The organism is Gemmatimonadaceae bacterium (assembly GCA_036003045.1).
Classification (GTDB): domain Bacteria; phylum Gemmatimonadota; class Gemmatimonadetes; order Gemmatimonadales; family Gemmatimonadaceae; genus JAQBQB01.
Window position 1 is genome coordinate 17,777 of record DASYSS010000082.1, and the last position, 17,030, is coordinate 34,806.

The window sequence follows — 17,030 nt, forward strand, 5'->3', positions numbered from 1 at the left end:
TTCCTCACACGTCGACGGTTCGGAGCCGCATCACCCGGCCGATGGCCGACGACAGGCGTTCCCATTCGCCCATCTCTTGCGCGAGGCGGCGTTTGCCGAGGCGCGTGAGCGAGTAGAATTTCGCGCGGCGATTGTTCTCGCTCTGTCGCCATTCGGCGCGAATCCATCCCTCCTGCTCGAGGCGATGCAGAGCCTGATAGACGGACCCGTCGGTGACCTTGAGGTCGTCGCGCGACAGCCGATTGAGCTGTTGGCCGATCGCCCAGCCGTTCATTGGCTGGAGGGCGAGCAGCTTCAACAGCAGCAGTCCCAGCGTGCCCTGGACGAGATCGGGCGGTCGGGTCATCACTCCCTCTGGTAACCTTAGGGAGGGAGTGTACCACGACGCACGGTCGGGCGCAAAGTCTTCCCGTTCGAGTGTCTAACGCGCCCTAGTGGTCAGCATCGGGAGGCCGTCGAAACGCCTGACGATATGCGGCCGGCGTCGTTCCGACATGAAGCTTGAATTGCTCGCGGAGAGACTGCGGCGAGGTCCAGCCGGTTCGCGCCGCGATCTGCTTGATCGAGAGATCGGAGCGCTCGAGCAGCTCGCGCGACGCGAGCACGCGCTGGCGCAAGAGCCACTGCGCGGGCGTGATGCCCGATTCCTCGACGAATCGCCGAGCGAAATTGCGCTCGCTCATGTGCGCATGCCGGGCCATCTCGCCGATGGAGCGCCGGCTGCTGAGGTTCTTGCGAAGCCACTCGCGCGTGCGCTCGAGCGTCGAGCCTTCGGTCGCCGGAACGGGCGTCTCGATGAACTGCGCCTGCCCGCCGCCACGATACTGGGGGACCACGAGGCGCCGGGCGACGGCGTTGGCCACCGCCGCGCCGTGATCCGCGAGCACGACGTGGAGGCACAGGTCGATGCCTGCCGCGATGCCGGCGGAGGTGAGGACCCGGCCGCTGTCGACGAACAGGACGGAGGGGTCGACCTCGACCTCGGGATACCGTGACGAGAGGAGCGGTGCGTCTTGCCAGTGAGTCGTCGCACGACGCCCATTCAGCAGTCCCGCTTCGGCGAGAACAAATGCGCCCGAGCAGATCGACATCACGCGGGCGCCACGTTCGTACGTCCGTCGCAAGGCGGCGCCGACCGCCGGAGGAATGGGCAGCGACAGGTCGCTGGTGCCAGGAACGACGACCGTGTCGGCGCGGCTCAAAGCCGCCAAACTATTCGGCACCTCGATCCCGAACCCTTGAGCGGCGCGTACGCGTCCCCGGCTTACGCCACACAATTCGAAATCGTACCTGATCTCGCCCAGGTCGGGACGGCCCCAGCCAAAGACCTGACACGGCACTGCCAGATCGAATGGCACGACAGTCTCTAGGACGAGGGCGACGACGCGATGCCGATGTGTCATCTTCTGCTGTCCGATATTAACCCGTTGGCGCACATGTGATCCGGCGAGCGGCCAGTTCGGCTCCCCATTTCGACGTCGAACACGCGGGGAAATCGGCCAAACGACACACGTTTTCCGCCAGTGGCGGAATTTCGGCGGTCGTCGGCGTCTTTGCGCCTCACCCGCCTCCGGCGTGTCGCCGAGGTTGCAACCGTCTTTCCTTGTGGAGTCAACGTGCTTGACGATTTGCGGCAAGCGACTCGAAGCCTGGCGCGGGCGCCCGGGTTCGCGATCGTCGCGGCGACGACGATCGCGCTGGGAGTCGCCGCGAACACGGCGATCTTCAGCATGGTCGAGGGGGTGCTGCTCCGCCGTCTCCCGTACGATAGCGGCGAGCGGTTGGTTCACATCACGCAGCCGTCGAACCTCCAAGCCGACGTTCGGTTCTCGATTCCTGAGATCCTCGACTATCGAGGGCAGTCTCGAACGATGGACGCCGTCGTCGAGTACCACGCGATGGCGTTCCAGCTTTACGGCCTGGGCGAGCCGCAACGACTCCAGACGGGCGTCGTTTCCGACAACTTCTTTCAAGTCCTCGGGGTGACGCCGGTGCTCGGCCGGCTCTTTCGCCCCGGCGAAGAGGCGGTCGGCGCGCCCCCGGTCGTGTTGCTGTCCTACGGATATTGGACCAGCGTGCTCGGGGCGAATCGAAACGTGATCGGCTCCAAGTTCACGATGAACGATCGCGTGCACACGATCGTGGGCGTGTTGCCGCCACTCCCCGCGTATCCGGGAGCCAACGACATCTGGGTTCCGGCCGGTGCGTGTCCATTCCGGTCGGCACCCGCGGCCATGGCATCGCGCACGGCGCGGCTGCCGATGATGTTTGGCCGGCTCAAGCCCGACGCGACACCGGCGGGCGCGGCAGCCGAAATCGCGATCATTTCTCAGCGACTCCACGCTGCCTACCCCGGGGCGTACCCGAGCGGCAGCGCACTTCGCGTCTCGACCGTGCCGGTTCGAGAGGAAATGACCGCCGGTTCCAAGCCGCTGCTACTGATCCTCTTCTCGACCGCTTTGTTCTTGATGATCGTCGCCGCGGCGAACTTCGCCGGGCTCACAGTCGCGCGACAGCTTCGCCGTGGTCGAGAGATCGCGGTGCGCGAGGCCCTCGGCGCTGGCCGGCTGCGAATCTTCCGGCAGCTGGCATATGAAAGTCTCGCCATTTCGATCGTCGGCGGAATCGGCGGAACCTTGCTCGCGTTCAGCGGTCTCGGGCTGCTGCGAACGTTCGCGACGCGTGTCACTCCACGCGCCGGTGAGATTCAGATCGACGGGCCGGTCCTCGCGTTCGCCATACTGACCTGCGCCGTAGTCGGTCTCGCCGCCGCTGCCGCGCCGCTGATCCGTGCGCCAGGCGGCCCGACTCTCATCGACCGACTGCGCCAAGGCAACTCGGCGGCGATGGGCGGCCGAATGGAGGTTCGCATCCGGCGGGCCTTTGTCTTTGTGCAGGTCGCGATCGCGTTCGTCTTGCTCGTCGCGGCGGGACTCGTGGGGCGCAGCCTGCAGCATCTGCAGAACGTCGACGCGGGCTTCGACGGCCACAACGTACTGACCGCCCGCGTTTCCCTCAACTTCACGAAGTACCGCTCGTTCGCGCCGATCTTGGCTTTTGGCGACCAGCTGATGCAGCGGCTCGCCAGCACACCCGGCATGAGCGAGAGCGCGATCGCCAACAACTTCCCACTCAACAACGCGGTCTCGCGCTCGCAAGCCTTCATGATCGCCGGTGTAGACGCGAAAGAGGGACTCGGCGCGCCACGCGGAGACTTCACCAGTGTAAGTAGCAAGTACTTCGAGGTTATCGGCGTACCCATCAGGCAGGGGCGAGCATTCACCGACGCCGATCGCGACACGTCGGCCGTACCGGTGATTCTGAGTCAACATCTCGCCACGACGTATTGGGGCGACCGCAATCCGATCGGCACGCGCATCTCGACGGACAGCGGGAAGGCGTGGGCCACGGTCGTCGGTGTGGCGGGGGACGTTCGTCAGACGGGCCTCGACAAAGACGTCGCCGACGAGGTGTATCTCCCGTCGACGATCGTGCCGCCGGTGGACATTCGGATTCTCGTACGGTTCCGAGGATCGAGCGCGCCAATCGCCTCCGGGCTGCGAACGCTCGTCCACTCGATCGATCCGCAACAGGCGATCGTCGCGATCCAAACGCTCGAGGACGTGCGAGGAACACGGCTCTCGGAACCGCGCCTGACGACGGCTCTGCTCATGAGCTTCGCGGTCGTGGCCCTGGTGCTCGCGGCAACAGGGCTCGCCGGTGTGGTCGGCTATTCGATAGCCCAGCGCCTTCCCGAGATTGCGATTCGGATGGCGCTTGGCGCCGATAGCCGGCGCATCATCGGCCTGGTGGGGCGCGACGGCCTGGTAGTCGTGATTGTAGGACTGGGCGCGGGCGCGGTCGCGGCGCTGCTGCTGTCGAAATTTGCCAAATCCCTTCTGTTCGGCATTCAGCCGAACGACGCCGCGACGTACGTGGTCGTCGCACTGGTGCTGTTCGCGACTTCGATCGCGGCGTGCCTCGGACCCGCCCGGCGCGCGATCGCGGCGGATCCGGCACACGTTCTCCGGGGAGGCTGAGATGCGATCGGTCACGACATGGTCGGTCGCTCTCGCGGGGGAGGACTGATCTCAATTTCCGGCCGGTCGAGATTCAATTTCGGGCCGTCGAGCACGGGCCTTTCGCTTTGGACAACGCACGTCAATCCGCTCGCAATACGACGAGTGGATCCGTATTCGCCGCACGGCGGGCGGGCACGTAGCACGCGATAGACGCCACCAGGACCAGAACGCTCGCGACCGCCACGTACACCACGGAATCCGTCGGCGTCACCTCATACAGAGTCGAGCGCAGCGATCGCCCCGCGCCCATCGATGCGACGAAACCCATCGCTATCCCCGCGCCAACGAGGGCGGCTCCTTCGCCAACCACGACGCGCACTAGCGATCCGGGGTCCGCACCGATAGCTGCACGGATACCAAATTCCCGCCGTCGACTGACGACGAACAGAGACATCACGCCGTACAAGCCGCCTGCCGCCAGCACGAGGGCGAGGCCGGCAAAGCCGACGAGCAGCAGTTCGGTCAGCCGGCGAGTTGCCAATGAGCCATCGATCGCGCTCGCGATCGGATGTGGGTTGTCGATTGGAACCGCCGGGTCGACGGCGCTGATGGCGACGCGAGCGGCGGCGACCACGCGCGACGACGCGTCGTCCGAGCGAAGAACGAGCGAGGGCCGGCTGCCGCCGTATTGACTGTACGGGAAGTACGTGTGGGGACGCGGCGCGTCAGCGACTCCCTCATCGCGAATGTTGCCAACCACCCCGACGATCGTTCGCCATGTCGTATCGCCGGTCATACGAATTCGGTTTCCAATCGCGCTTGAGGCGTCCCAATGCCCGGCGATGAGCGCCTGATCGACGACGACCACCCACGGCGACTCGATCCGATCGTCGGCCGTAAAGTCGCGTCCAGCGAGCAGCGGCACGCGCAGCACGCGAAACAGCCCAGGACTGACGGAGTATTGAACCGTTTGCTTGACTGGGGCGTTCGGCGACGGGTCCTGTCCTTCGAGCAGGAACCCATCCGAGTTGACATCGTTTACGTACATGCCGGGAAACATCACCGCCGCAGCACCGACTTCAGGAATCGTCGCCGCTTTCGCGACCACTTGTTCGACGAATAGATATGATCGCGGCTTGTTGCTCATCGCATACCGCGCTCCCGGCAACGGCATGGTGATCGACATGACCCGCGCCGGGTCAAAGCCGAGGTCTGTATCGAGAAGTCGGCGGAAGCTCTTGAGCACCAGTCCGGCCGCGATCAACAGAACGAAAGACAGGCCAACCTGCCCGGCGATGAGAGCGCTGTTCAGCCGCCGGCTGTTTCGGCTCGCCGAGGCTTTCTGACCGCTCAACGCGGCGTTCAAACGACCCAGGTCGAGCACGAAGACCGGTGCCAGTGCGAAGAGCAGGCCGGCGATCGCGGAAACGACGCTCGCGAAGAGCAGCACTCGCCAATCGAGGCTGACTTCCCCGAGACGGGGAAGGGTGGCGAGCGACGAGCGAGTAAAGGCTCTGACCAATGCCAGCGCCGCCACGACTCCGATACCGCCGGCCGCGACGGCGAGAACGAGGCTCTCGGTGATCATTTGGCCCACGATGCGGCGCCGCGATGCGCCGAGTGCGGCCCGGAGAGCGATTTCGCGGCCGCGGCTGATGCCGCGCGTGCCAATGAGCGTCGCGACATTCGCAATTGCGATGAGAAGAATGAGCACGACGGCCGCTTGAAGGATGAGCAAGGGCCGAGTGACGCTGCCGGCGACCGCCGTGCGGAGGGGAGTGACGAGTGCTCGCATGCGGGTGCGCTCCGGCGCGACACCGCCGAATTGTTCGGGTGTCCGGCGGGCGAAATCCCACATGGCCAGGGTCGCCTCGCGCTCGGCCTGGCCGGCCGATATCTCGGCGCGAAGGCGAATGAGACCGGTGAGGAAATTTGGCCCGCTGCGGTTGGGGTCGAGGCCCAGGGGAACGTACACCTGGACATCCGGCTTCGGGAACGCGAAGTCCGCCGGCATGACACCCACGACGCGGGTCGGCTGCCCGTTCAGCCGAATCGTCCTGCCGATCAACGCCGGTGACCCACCGTAGCGAGTTTGCCAAAAAGAATGCGACAGGACAGCGACATTGGTATTTCCGGTTCGATCGTCGTCCCGCCCGATGGCACGGCCGAGCGCGGGCTGGACTCCAAGCAGGGTAAAGAAATCACCCGTCACGACCTCAGCGATAAGCCGGTCAGCGTGTTCGTTCTCCTCGAGCGTTACGCCGGTGCGTGCATACGCGGCGAATCCTTCGAAACTCTTGACCCCCATGTAGCCCGCCGCGTTCGCCTGAGAAAGCGTCCAACGGTCGAGATTCTTTTCCGGATACGACTGCAGCAACTCGAACAGGCGCTCGGAATGAGGATAGGGGAGCGGCCTCAGAACGACTCCGTCGACGATGGTAAACATCGCGGTCGTGGTCGCGATGCCGAGCGCCAGAGTCAGTATGGCTGCGGCCGCGAACAGGGGTAGGCGCACCAACGATCGTACGGCGAACCACACATCACGGGTCAGCGTGTCGGTCCAGGTCAATGCGAGGCTCCTGTCGAATGGGGCGTTCGATTAGACGGTCCAGACTTTCGCAAGGTTGGAACAGGGCGCGCTAATAACAACGACTGCGCGATTGCGAAGACGACTCGAGAGCTCGCCGCCGCGTGCGCTCTATGCATGGACTACGATTGGCGGCTGCGCGCGATCCGGCCCAACCGATTGCTACAGTCGGTCGCCGGCTGATCGGCGGCGGCTTCCGCGACCGAGTGCCCAGTCGCCCGGGCCGTAGGTCGCGAGCAGGAGCAGGCCGCCCATGATGCCCATGTTCTTGAAGAATTCGGTCGTGTACATGCCGGAGGTGTTCCCGGACTTGTTCCAGAAGTCGTGCAGCTCGACGCTCACGATGGCGAGATAGACGAACATCGTCGCCGCGGCCGCGCGTGCGCCGAACCCGGTGACCACGCAGATGGATCCGAGCAGCTCGATGGCGAGTGCCATGCCGAGTAAGGGAGCGATGAGGGGCAGCCCATGCGCCGCCATGTATGCCGCTTGGCCGCTCCAACCAAAGATCTTGCCGTTCAGCGCGATGAGGAATTCCGAGACGAGTAGCAACCGAGCGACGAGCGGAAGGAGACCAAATCGCACACGCTCGTTGAAGCGGGTTGGTCGGATATCCGCAGGACGGTTTGCCTTGCTCGGGGGGGGCGCCAGTCCGCTCACCGGATAGGGCATGAGACCATTTCCGATCGTCTGGACAGGGTGATTCGTCAGGGAGTCTTGGGCTTGTACTCCCATAGCACATTGACGATGACCCAGCGGCCGTTCCACTTCGCCAGCTCGAGGAAGTCCACCCAATCCGACGCGGTCACCCTGGCGACGGCCGCGTTGGCGAAGATGTCGAGGATGCGGAAGTCCTTTTGTTGACGCTCGGCGGGTGTGTGCGTGCCGCCGCCGGCGCGAGTGCGCAGGATGAGCGTCATCGCGCCGATGGACTCGAGCTGGCTGTGCCCCATCTTGGGATCGGTTGTGACGACGCGCTTCACCAACTCCGGGTGGAGGGCGCGTTCCATCCGTTGAGCGTCTCCCGCGTACCACCCTTCTATATAGTCCATCGCGGTTTCGTGGATGGCCGCGCTGTCAGCGGCGGTCTGTGCGTGCGCACGGTTACCGATCGTGGCGACCATCAAGGCGGCGAGCCATGCGCCGCGGGTGCCGATCAACCTCATGTGCTCCGCTCCGAACTGGGGACTGCCGCAAAGTCGAGCGCGGACGGCAAACGGTCGAGGCGCAAAAAAGCCGATCTTCGCTGGTTTTCGGCCACGCAGTCCATGCGGCCGCGACCATGATCAATCCTACCACGCCCCTGCGCGTGGGCTCATTCATGGCTGCGCCGAACCGTTGTGGCTCGAGCACCGCATTGATCTGCTCAGCCACGAGCCGAGGTTCCCGGATTGGCGGATGCGGTGCGACGGACGTCAGGATATCACGCACTTGCTCGAGCGCCATCTGCGGCCGGCTGCTTCGAACGATGAAGTGCACGTCGTCGCTGAAGTCCGGCGTCATCGGCGTGAAGACCATCGGCACGTGCCGGTCCTGAACCGAGGCGTATTTCGTATCCCGTACCACACCCACGACGGTGAATCGCATGGACCCGGCGTGCACCATCTGCCGGCCCACCGGGTGACCGTCCGGAAACAAAGCCTTGGCGGCGGCCTGGTTGATGATTGCCGTACTGAACGCCCGCGCCGTGTCGTCTGGTATGAACGCCCGCCCATCGACGATGGGCACGCGCAGCACGTCGAAGTAATTCGGGCTGATGTAGACCCAACCCGCGTTCACCTGATCGTTCGCCGACCCCTCGCCAGCTCCTGCCTTGTCGGCGGATACGAAGGGCAGAGGACTGGCTCTCGCCAAAGGGACATGAGTCGACAGCGCCACTCCGGTGACCCCGGGTATTTGCGATGCGCCAGCGGTCGCCAACTGGTAGTAGCTCGCGACGTCGGCGCCCTTGTAGCCGCCGAGTGCCGGATTGACGCGAACGGCGGCGAGCGGCGAAGGATCGAATCCCAGGTCACTCCGCAAACCTGCCTGGACAGTTCTGACGAAGAGTCCAGCCCCAACGAGCAGCACGATCGACAGCGCAACCTCGCAGCCCAAGAGCACGGCGCGCGTGTCGAGGCCGGACTTCGCTTGCGTGTTCCGCAACGATGCGATCAGGCTGGTCTTGGACGTTTGCATGGCGGGCCACAAGCCGAAGAGCAGAGCGGTGAGCGCGCCGAGCGTCATCGTCGCGACCAGCACGCGGCCGTTCAAGTCGAATGGTATTTCGGCCAGCGAGATACCGCCGGGCAGCGTGAACGACGCGAGGAGATGGACGCCTGCCCGGCCGACGAGCAGTCCCGCGAGGGAACCGGCCAAGCCGAGCAGCAGGCTTTCTACAGCGAGCTGTGCGCGATGCGCGCTCGCGACGCGCCGAGCGACGAACGGAGGCTGAGCTCCACGGACCTCTCGCCTGCCCGAACGAGGAACAGATTCGCCACGTTGAAACACGCGATCAGCAAGGTGAGCGCGACGACGGCGCCGAGAATCCACACGAATCGGATCAACGTGGCTCGGTCGCGCCAGGCGGCGGCGTCGTTGACCGCCGCGCTGTTGGCGTCGATGCCGAGCGCCAGCGTCGCGACCACGACCAGGGTGAATGCCGGAGCGCGGCGCAGACTGCGGGCGGCAAATCGAACGTCGCGGAGGAGACCGTCGCACCAATCCGTGCCGAGCGTGCCGAGCGTGCCCTGGAGGAGATTGTCCGGTTTACTCATCTGCGCTCATATCGGTAGCCGAGATGAGCGCATGATAGAACGTGGCGAGGGAGCAGCGAGCCGAAAAACCGCCGTCATCGGCGGGAATTCGGCCAACGTCATCGGGATTCGTTGGGCGTGTCACTCTTGAATCTGGTCGAGCGCTGGCGTCGTTCGTCGGCGAACGGAGACACGCGATGAAAAAGAAGCGATGAGCTTTGACGGACGTGCGCCCAGGCTGCGGCTGGCGGTGATTGTGGCGCCGCTCTTCGCGTCGTTGGCGATCGTTTTGGGCGCGGCTGTTCGGCAGCTCGCGACGACCGGGTTGCATGAGGTCGGCGCTACCTCGCTCATCGGCATCGTCCTGCTCGCGCTCATTCTGTTCGTCTACGGCGCGCCATTGGCATATGGCGGAACGATCCTCATTCTATGGCCGGCTGCCGTGCTTCTGCGCAATGCCGGATCGCTCAGTTGGTGGAGTCTCACCCTGATCGGCGCCGTCTGCGGCGGGCTGCTATTCCCGGTCTATCTCCATGCGTTCGACGCCCGGGCGACCTGGGGATTTTTCCCAGCCGCGGGCGTCGCCGCGGGCGCGGCGACGGGCTGGGGGTTCTGGTTCGTCGCAACGCGCGGCGCATCGTCGAATCATGCCAACGAACGGCCTCGTTCCTGAAAAGCGAACATCCTTTTTCCAACTCCGCCGACCCTCTGAGCGCGATTCTTTTCTTCGGGCCAAGACGTTCACTCGCGTAACGCCACGGTGGGATCGACTTTCGCCGCGCGCCACGATGGGACAGATGCCGCCGTCAACGCAACAAGCAACAACCCCAGCGACACGAAGATGTACGTTTTCGTGTCGCTGGCGCTCACGCCGTACAACGCCGACGTGAGGAGCCGCGCGAAGGCGGCCGCACCGGCAACGCCGAATACGATTCCCATCGCGGTGAGACGCAGCGCTCCGGCGCCCACGTGTCCGAGGATGTCACGCGGTCGCGCGCCGAGTGCGATGCGGACCCCGATCTCGCGCGTGCGCTGCGCAACGCCATAGGCGATCAACCCATACAACCCGACCGTGGCGATGACCATCGTCACGACCGCCAGAACGGACATCATCCCGGCCATCATGGTGAAAGGCGACACGTGGCGTGCCTGCATTGCCTCCATCGTCATGGCGTCCCCGACGGCGACCGATGGGTCAGTGCGCGCAACGACGGCGCGGACTGCGTCGCGCATCGAGTCGGGGTCGCCCAGCGTCCAAATCGCCAGCACGGCGTAAGCGCGGGGCGCCTGGTAGACGGAGCGATACAGCGTGTATCGCATCTCTTCGTCGAGACCGCCGTGGTGCACGTTCGACGCAACGCCCACGACGGTCCAGATCGAATCGGCGATCTTGACGACCCGTCCGATCGCGGTGGTATGCGGCCAAAGCGCGTCGGCCATATAGCGATTGACGACCAGGACCCGCTGGGCCCCCGCGACGTCGCGATCCTCGATCCCGCGGCCCTCTTCTATAGATACGCCGCTGGCCTGCATGTACCGGGGCGTGACCTGCTGGGCGATTCCGGTCAACGGCCGGCCGCCCGGCTCCGGCGCCCGCCCGGGAACGTCGAACCCGATTCCGCCAAAGTCGTTGCTGAGCGGGGTGGTGGTTCCCGCACCTGCGGCACGGATGCCCGGGACGGCGCCCAGGTTGACGTCGAGCCGCCGGAAGAAATCGGCACGAGACGAGTCATCGCCGCCGGGCGGCAACGTCAGCTCCATGGTGAGCACGTGGTCCAACCGCACTCCGGCGTTACCGCGGATCATGTTGCGCACGCTCGTGGTGAACAGCGCCGCTGCCGTGAGGAGTACCAGCGCGATGCTCACCTCGAGCACGATCAACGTCGCTCGAGTCTGCGTTCCATGCACGCCGCCGGTATTTGCTCGGCCGCCTTCGGCCAACACGCTCGAGAGGCTAATGCGCGTCGCGCGCGCCACCGGCAGGAGCGCGAACGCGAGCATCGCCACGATCGCGGTGCCGAGCGCGAAGAGCAGGACGTGCGGATCGACGCCCATTCGCGCCCACCCTGGAAGAAAGGCGGCGAAACCCGGCGGGATGGCGTCGCGCAACCACCTCACACCCCAACGAGCCAACAACGCGCCGAGTGCGCCGGCGACGAGCGAAAGCAACAGCGACTCGGCAAGAAGGTGACGGGCGAGTCGCCAGCGACGCACGCCAAGCGCGGCGCGCAGGGCCAGCTCCTGGCGGCGGGCCGACAGCCGCGCGAGCGCGAGGTTCGCGGCGCTCATGCAGGCAGCCAGAAATACGAGCAGGGCGGCGGCTCGCGAAATGTCGTCGAGGATTTGGACGTCGTCGGTGTGATACGCGGCGATCGGACGGGCGCGAAGTACCCAGCCGCTGTCGGTCTTGGGAGATTCGCTCACCAGTTGTCGGTTGATCGTCGCCACCTCGGCAGACGCTCGGTCGATGGTCGCACCATCGGTCAGCCGCGCAAACGCGTTGAGGTATCGAGCCGAGTGATCGTTCTCGTCTTGGGCCGTGGCGCGAAATGGTTTGTAGACGTCGGCCGTCGTCGGAAACCGGATGTCCTCCGCCAGGACCCCGACTACCGTGCGGGGTTGCTGGTCGATGGTGACGACCGAGTCGATGACGCCGAGGCTCGCGTTGAAGCGTCGATGCCAGAACTCGTACGAGAGGACCACCACGTTCGGACCGCCCTCGACGCCCGCGTCGCCCGGGAACCCATGGCCCGCCGTGAAGCGTGCGCCGATCGTTTGCCAAGTGTCGGGCGAGACGGCGAACCCTTTGACGGCCTCGCTGCCATTGCTGCCGCGCAGCGCCGTGGCCCAGTCGTACGCGCCGACCGCGGTGATCGACGGGGCGCGTCGTTGGATCGCGACAAGAGCTGCCGGCGAGAGCTGAGTGCAGTCGACGCCGCAGCGCGCGTTGCCGTAGGTGATCCAGAGGAGCTTGTCCTGCGGCAGTTGGGGGAATGGCTGGTGGATCGCGCGGGCCAGCGTGTACACGGTGGTACCGGCCCCGATGCCCATGGCCAGCGTGACGACCAGGGCGACGCTGTACGCGGGCGAGCGGACGATCGCCCGCCATCCGTGGCGCAGGTCCTGCACGAGCTGCTCGAGCCAGGCCCACCGCCACACATCGCGCACCGACTCGCTCGCGTTGGTGACGTTGCCGCAGCGCCGTCGCGCAGCGAACGCCGCGTCGTGTTTCGCGAATCGTTCTCCGGCGGCGAGCGATTCGGCTTCGAAGTCGAGGTGGTCGCGCAGCTCGCGCGCGATGTCAGCGTCCGATGGCGATCCGCGACGAGGGAGTCGGGCGACGAGTCGGCGCAGCATGGGTCGCACCTCCGGCAGGGATTTCATACGGGTTTCATGACGAGACTAATCGCGCGCACGAGCTCATTCCACCGCGACTGCTCGTGTGCGAGCTGTCGCCGTCCGGCGGCGGTGAGCCGGTGGTACTTGAACTCTCGATTCCTGTCGGGTGCCTTTTCCGGCGGGCGGCGTGGATTTGTTTCAGCGGCCGCAATGCCGGGTCGTGAGGCGGTCGCCGAGCCGCGGCAACGCCCGCTGATCGGTCTCCGGCTGTCCGGGCCAGGCCACACGTTTCCATTCAAGGTTGGCAGTCTCTAGGTGTTCGGCCTGGTTGCGAGTGTCTCCGCTCCTGGTGCCCGTCTCAGCGGGTGTACGTGAAACCAACTATCATTTCGCCTTCCACGCGTCGAGCGCGGCCCGCTCTCGATCGGGGCTGATGCCCGCACTCGCCAGCATGCGCGTACGCGCGTCAGCCGGCGCGGCATTGAACCAGGCAAGCGCTTCGATCGCCGACACGCCGAGGGGCCGGAACGTCAGACCCGCTGCGATCGCCCGCCGATTGTCGGCGCTCATGCCCGCGGAGTCTGGGTCGCTGCGCGGGATCCACGTCGGCATGTCGCCCCATGCAGTGACCTTGTGCGCCGAGAGAAAGTCCGCCGGCACCCATGTGAACTTCACCTCTCGGTTCCCGTCGAATGCGCCGCGAATACCATAGAGCTGTTCGGCCATTGTGAGCGCCGAGGCGGGCCCGGCCGCGTTGAAAGTGCCGGTCGTCCCGTTCTCCACCATTCGAATCGTCCATTCGGCCAGGTCGCGGCAGTCGATGATTTGCACGCGATCCTGTCCGTCGCCCGGCGCGAGGATCTCGCCGCCCTTCGCGATCCGATATGGCCAGTAGGTGAACCGGAAGGACTCGTCGCCTGGACCCATGATCAGCGTGGGACGGATGATCGTCGTTCTCTCGCCGAACCATTGCTTGGCCTCGCGTTCCGACGCGGTCTTGAGCGGGCCATAGAGGTTCTCGACGTCCTTCGAGAACTCCTGGGGAGTCACCGCGAGCGGATCACCCTTCGTATACTCCACGAGCGGCGACGACTCCGTGACTCCGGGCTGTGGCTTGGACGTGTCGTAGACCGAGATCGTCGAAATAAAAACGTACTGCCTGGTATGATCGCGAAGGATCTCGCCGGCATCCTTGACCCAGAAGGGAAGGCTGGTCGGATTGTCGATGACGACGTCCCAGGACTTGCCTTTGAGCGCGTCGAGTTGATGCAGATTCCGATCGCCGATCAGCTCGGTCACTCCGCCGGGCAATACGTCGTTGCGGCGGCCGCGGTTGAACACAGTCACGTTGTGCCCGCGCTCCAGCGCATACCTCACCTGGTGCGGACCAGTCAGACCGGTGCCGCCCAGAATGAGCATGTCGAGCGGTTTTGCGGCGGGCTGACCAAATGGAGCGACCCACGGGCGCAACGCGAGTGCGCCGCCCGCGAACGCGGCGTGGCGAATAAAATCTCGACGATGAGTCATGGAGAGGGTGGCTAGGACGCGTCGAATCTACTTCGTGGGGCGACGCCAGGACGTCTGGGGTCTGTAAGGACTCCCGGGGGATCGAAGAGCGCCACCCCTTTTCCTCGGCAATAGGCCGCTTCGCACGAGGACCAATCCGCCTCGCGTGCACGCACTCTCCTATCAGAACGCACATCTGCGTTCGTGTATAGCGACGACGACGCAGACGTGTTCATGATCTGGCAGACTTCCGGCTCAACTCGGCGGTTTTCCGACTCATCGCGCCGTTGCGCGCGGAATAGAGTTGCGTGAACGACGCACGACGCGGTGTTCGAACCCCCAGGGAGCGCGATTCATACTCGCTCGAGGGAGGGAGGGACCGATGCATGGTGGACTGAGTGACACGGTCCTATTCAATGTGGCAATGTTCGTCGCGACGCAGGCGGCCCCCGTCTCGCGCCCGCGCGATTGGATGGCGCGACGGGATGAGGTGTGTGCCATGGCGCTCGCTCTCAACCCGCGCCTCTCATTGCCGGACCACGAGCAAACAAAGCGGTTGGTGCATTGGGTCCCGAGTCCATTTCTCGGCACGTGGAAGCTCGACCCATCGAAGAGCAGAATGCCCGACGAGATGAAGATTCAGAGGAACGGTGCCAACAAGTACGCGTTCGATTTCGGTGGGGCGGAGGAATCGATCGTCGTGGATGGCAGTGATCAACCGGGCGCCGGTGGAACGCTCGTATCGGTGAGGGCCACAGCGCCGGACACCTGGGTCGTCGCTCGGAAGCAAGGAGGCCGGTTGCTGCTCAATGCCACCTGGCACCTCTCGAACGACGGCCGCACGCTTACGGACGATTACCGCGAGTTCGAGTCCGACGGTTCCACGCTCAGCATGGATTACGTCTACCAGCGCGCGGGTGGAGGATCGGGCTTTGCGGGAGACTGGCAAAGCATCAAGGAAACGATGAACTCGCCCTTTTTGATGGAGGTGAAGCCATTTGACGGGGACGGCCTCTCCTTCGTTTTTCAGTCACAACGAAAGACGAAGAACGTGAAGTTCGACGGCAAGGACTATCCCAATGAAGGACCAAATGCGTCACGAGGCGCCACTTCCTCGATTCGGCACGTGGGCGAGCGCTCTCTCGTGATCACTGACAAATACAGCGGGAAGGTGACCGATAGCGAGGAGGTCGTGCTCTCGAGCGATCTGAAGACCTTGACTATGACCGTGCGCATTGCCGGCCGCGACAAGCCGAATGTGCTGGTATTCGAGCGAGGTTAAGGGCCCAGCCTATCGCCGCGTCGCGACCGGCGACGTATGCGCTCGTGACGTCCTCCCCGAAAACGGGGCCAGTCAGGGAGCGTGTGGTAGCCGAGTGGGGTGCCGTCAACGTCTTCAGTGAGGTCGTCATCTGAGCCGGGCTTTCCGCTCCGCGGTGTGGAATCGGTCGGCCGGAAAAACCAACGGTGCGGGCGACGCACTCGTGAAAGCGCGCATCCGATGCACGCCTGGTTGAGAACGTTGCAATATTCCGGAGGCGGCAGGCGCTCAGGTCGTCCGCAGCGGTCCCGCGGGGTCAAACGTTCGGATCGGGTCGGCGTGGCGAGCCACGACCTTCCACGTACCGTCTTCGCGTCGGTATGTGGTCGTTACGCGGAGCTCGAACGGCTCGACCTTCTCGCGGTCACCGAGGCGGGTCGTCCATCGCTCGATCTCGAGCATGGTTATGAGATCGCCGCCCTCGTACCTCGCGATCTCTTCGACGTCGCGGCACGTCCCGTCGCGGAATCGCGAGGACGCGAAGTCGAGCGCTTCGGAGACTTTTTTCCATCCGCGCGCGACGGGGCCGAACGGGTTCGCGAGTGTGATGTCGTCCCTGGTCGAGCACAGTGCCTTCCAGGGCTCCGGGAGCCCTCGGGCGAACTGGTCGAGGGCGTTGTGCTGCTGCTCGAGCACCGTTTGGAAATCCATACGTCCCCTCGAGCTTCGCTTGGTAAGATCGCGGGAGTATAGCGGCCGCTTGCGACCGAGGCTAGACATCAACCAGGTGACAGCTCGCTTTAGAAGCTGGCGTTCGGCGGAGGGCCACGGTTATCAAAAGGGAGAAGGGGATTCACGTCACGTGGCGATCCGCCCACGCGCCGTACTCAGGGCTCTCTGCACGAGGCGGCGGAGTATTTTCGTCGGGAGTTTGCGGCGCGCGAGCAGGACGACGCGATGTTCCAGTTGTCCATCGACCGACTAGACGGGCCTACCCTCTTCAGCGGCGCTCGGCATGCGAAGCGCACTCTGCGCATATTAGGCTGCGAGGCTTTCGCAGTCTAAGATGCTCAAGTAGTTTCTAGCATTGTTGGGGAAGACCGTGTTTGGTACGTGCTTAGCGCGTTGTAACGCGGCGTCGCACGATTCTTATCAGACACTGTCCTCGCAGCATTACGCGCTATTTCGCAGCATAACGTGTCTGTATAAATTGCGTTAGATGACCATCGGTTTCAGAGTTTGGCAATGAACCTGATGCGGCGAGTGCGCGGGGCCGTGGGAACGGCGGGGACATGGGCGGCGGCATTCGCTATCGCGGGCGTTGCAGGGCTGTTGCCGTTGTCGCTACTCGGCGTGTTGCCACCGTTTGAACGCATCCGATTGGGCCGGCTACTAACCGAGACAGTGCTCGGGTGGGGCCTGGGCGGTGCCGCGATGGGCCTCGCCTTTTCGGTGATCATACTGGCCGGCGAACGCAAGCGTACGCTCGCGTCGCTTTCGTCGCGTCGGTTCGCCGCTTGGGGATTCGTCGCTGGCGCGATCATTCCGATGGGCATGGCCACGATCGCCGAATTAGCGGG

At 64.7% G+C, this 17,030-nt stretch carries 14 protein-coding genes; 4 read left to right on the plus strand and 10 right to left on the minus strand.

All coding sequences use genetic code 11. From position 1 onward, the window contains the following. Nucleotides 1-4 precede the first annotated feature (4 nt). Complete coding sequence (locus VGQ44_18250; GenBank protein ID HEV8448782.1) at nucleotides 5-346, minus strand: PadR family transcriptional regulator; 342 nt, start codon at nucleotides 344-346, stop codon at nucleotides 5-7. Nucleotides 347-431: 85 nt separating this feature from the next. Beyond that, on the minus strand, nucleotides 432-1,403 hold the full coding sequence (locus tag VGQ44_18255; GenBank protein ID HEV8448783.1) for a helix-turn-helix domain-containing protein: 972 nt from the start codon (nucleotides 1,401-1,403) through the stop codon (nucleotides 432-434). Between the two features lie 213 nt (nucleotides 1,404-1,616). Between VGQ44_18255 and VGQ44_18260 the strand changes: the two genes are divergently transcribed. Beyond that, nucleotides 1,617-4,040 (plus strand): ABC transporter permease, encoded by a 2,424-nt coding sequence (locus tag VGQ44_18260; protein HEV8448784.1) that lies wholly within the window; start codon nucleotides 1,617-1,619, stop codon nucleotides 4,038-4,040. 121 nt (nucleotides 4,041-4,161) lie between these two features. Here the strand turns inward: VGQ44_18260 and VGQ44_18265 are convergent, their stop codons facing one another. From VGQ44_18265 to VGQ44_18285, 5 genes are all read right to left on the minus strand, one after another. Beyond that, entirely contained in the window at nucleotides 4,162-6,591 is a 2,430-nt protein-coding gene (locus VGQ44_18265; protein ID HEV8448785.1) for an ABC transporter permease, read from the minus strand. Nucleotides 6,592-6,771: 180 nt separating this feature from the next. Further along, a complete protein-coding gene (locus tag VGQ44_18270) occupies nucleotides 6,772-7,194 on the minus strand; it encodes a DoxX family protein (GenBank protein HEV8448786.1) in 423 nt (140 codons plus the stop codon). A gap of 122 nt (nucleotides 7,195-7,316) precedes the next feature. Further along, a complete protein-coding gene (locus VGQ44_18275) occupies nucleotides 7,317-7,733 on the minus strand; it encodes a nuclear transport factor 2 family protein (GenBank protein ID HEV8448787.1) in 417 nt (138 codons plus the stop codon). After that, entirely contained in the window at nucleotides 7,714-9,099 is a 1,386-nt protein-coding gene (locus VGQ44_18280; GenBank protein HEV8448788.1) for an ABC transporter permease, read from the minus strand. The genes VGQ44_18275 and VGQ44_18280 overlap by 20 nt, the downstream gene beginning before the upstream one ends. Further along, nucleotides 8,985-9,365 (minus strand): hypothetical protein, encoded by a 381-nt coding sequence (locus tag VGQ44_18285; GenBank protein HEV8448789.1) that lies wholly within the window; start codon nucleotides 9,363-9,365, stop codon nucleotides 8,985-8,987. The genes VGQ44_18280 and VGQ44_18285 overlap by 115 nt, the downstream gene beginning before the upstream one ends. Before the next feature lie 190 nt (nucleotides 9,366-9,555). Here VGQ44_18285 and VGQ44_18290 point away from each other — a divergent pair, with 190 nt between their 5' ends. Next, nucleotides 9,556-10,017 carry a hypothetical protein gene (locus tag VGQ44_18290; GenBank protein ID HEV8448790.1) on the plus strand — a complete coding sequence of 154 codons (462 nt, stop codon included), beginning with the start codon at nucleotides 9,556-9,558 and terminating at the stop codon, nucleotides 10,015-10,017. Nucleotides 10,018-10,085: 68 nt separating this feature from the next. On the opposite strand, the gene VGQ44_18295 is transcribed toward VGQ44_18290, so the two are convergent. Together VGQ44_18295 and VGQ44_18300 are read right to left on the minus strand one after the other, a co-directional pair. Beyond that, entirely contained in the window at nucleotides 10,086-12,701 is a 2,616-nt protein-coding gene (locus VGQ44_18295; GenBank protein HEV8448791.1) for an ADOP family duplicated permease, read from the minus strand. A 366-nt stretch (nucleotides 12,702-13,067) separates the two neighbouring features. Further along, entirely contained in the window at nucleotides 13,068-14,210 is a 1,143-nt protein-coding gene (locus tag VGQ44_18300) for an NAD-dependent epimerase/dehydratase family protein (protein HEV8448792.1), read from the minus strand. 598 nt (nucleotides 14,211-14,808) lie between these two features. On the opposite strand from VGQ44_18300, the gene VGQ44_18305 reads away from it, so the two are divergent. Further along, the gene (locus VGQ44_18305) at nucleotides 14,809-15,471 is read left to right on the plus strand and encodes a hypothetical protein (protein HEV8448793.1); all 663 of its coding nucleotides are present in this window, start codon (nucleotides 14,809-14,811) and stop codon (nucleotides 15,469-15,471) included. Nucleotides 15,472-15,738: 267 nt separating this feature from the next. Here the strand turns inward: VGQ44_18305 and VGQ44_18310 are convergent, their stop codons facing one another. Next, nucleotides 15,739-16,161, minus strand: a complete 423-nt coding sequence (locus VGQ44_18310; protein ID HEV8448794.1) for a DUF4440 domain-containing protein — start codon at nucleotides 16,159-16,161, stop codon at nucleotides 15,739-15,741. A gap of 534 nt (nucleotides 16,162-16,695) precedes the next feature. Between VGQ44_18310 and VGQ44_18315 the strand changes: the two genes are divergently transcribed. Continuing rightward, a partial coding sequence (locus VGQ44_18315) for a hypothetical protein (GenBank protein HEV8448795.1) occupies nucleotides 16,696-17,030 on the plus strand: 335 nt, incomplete at its 3' end.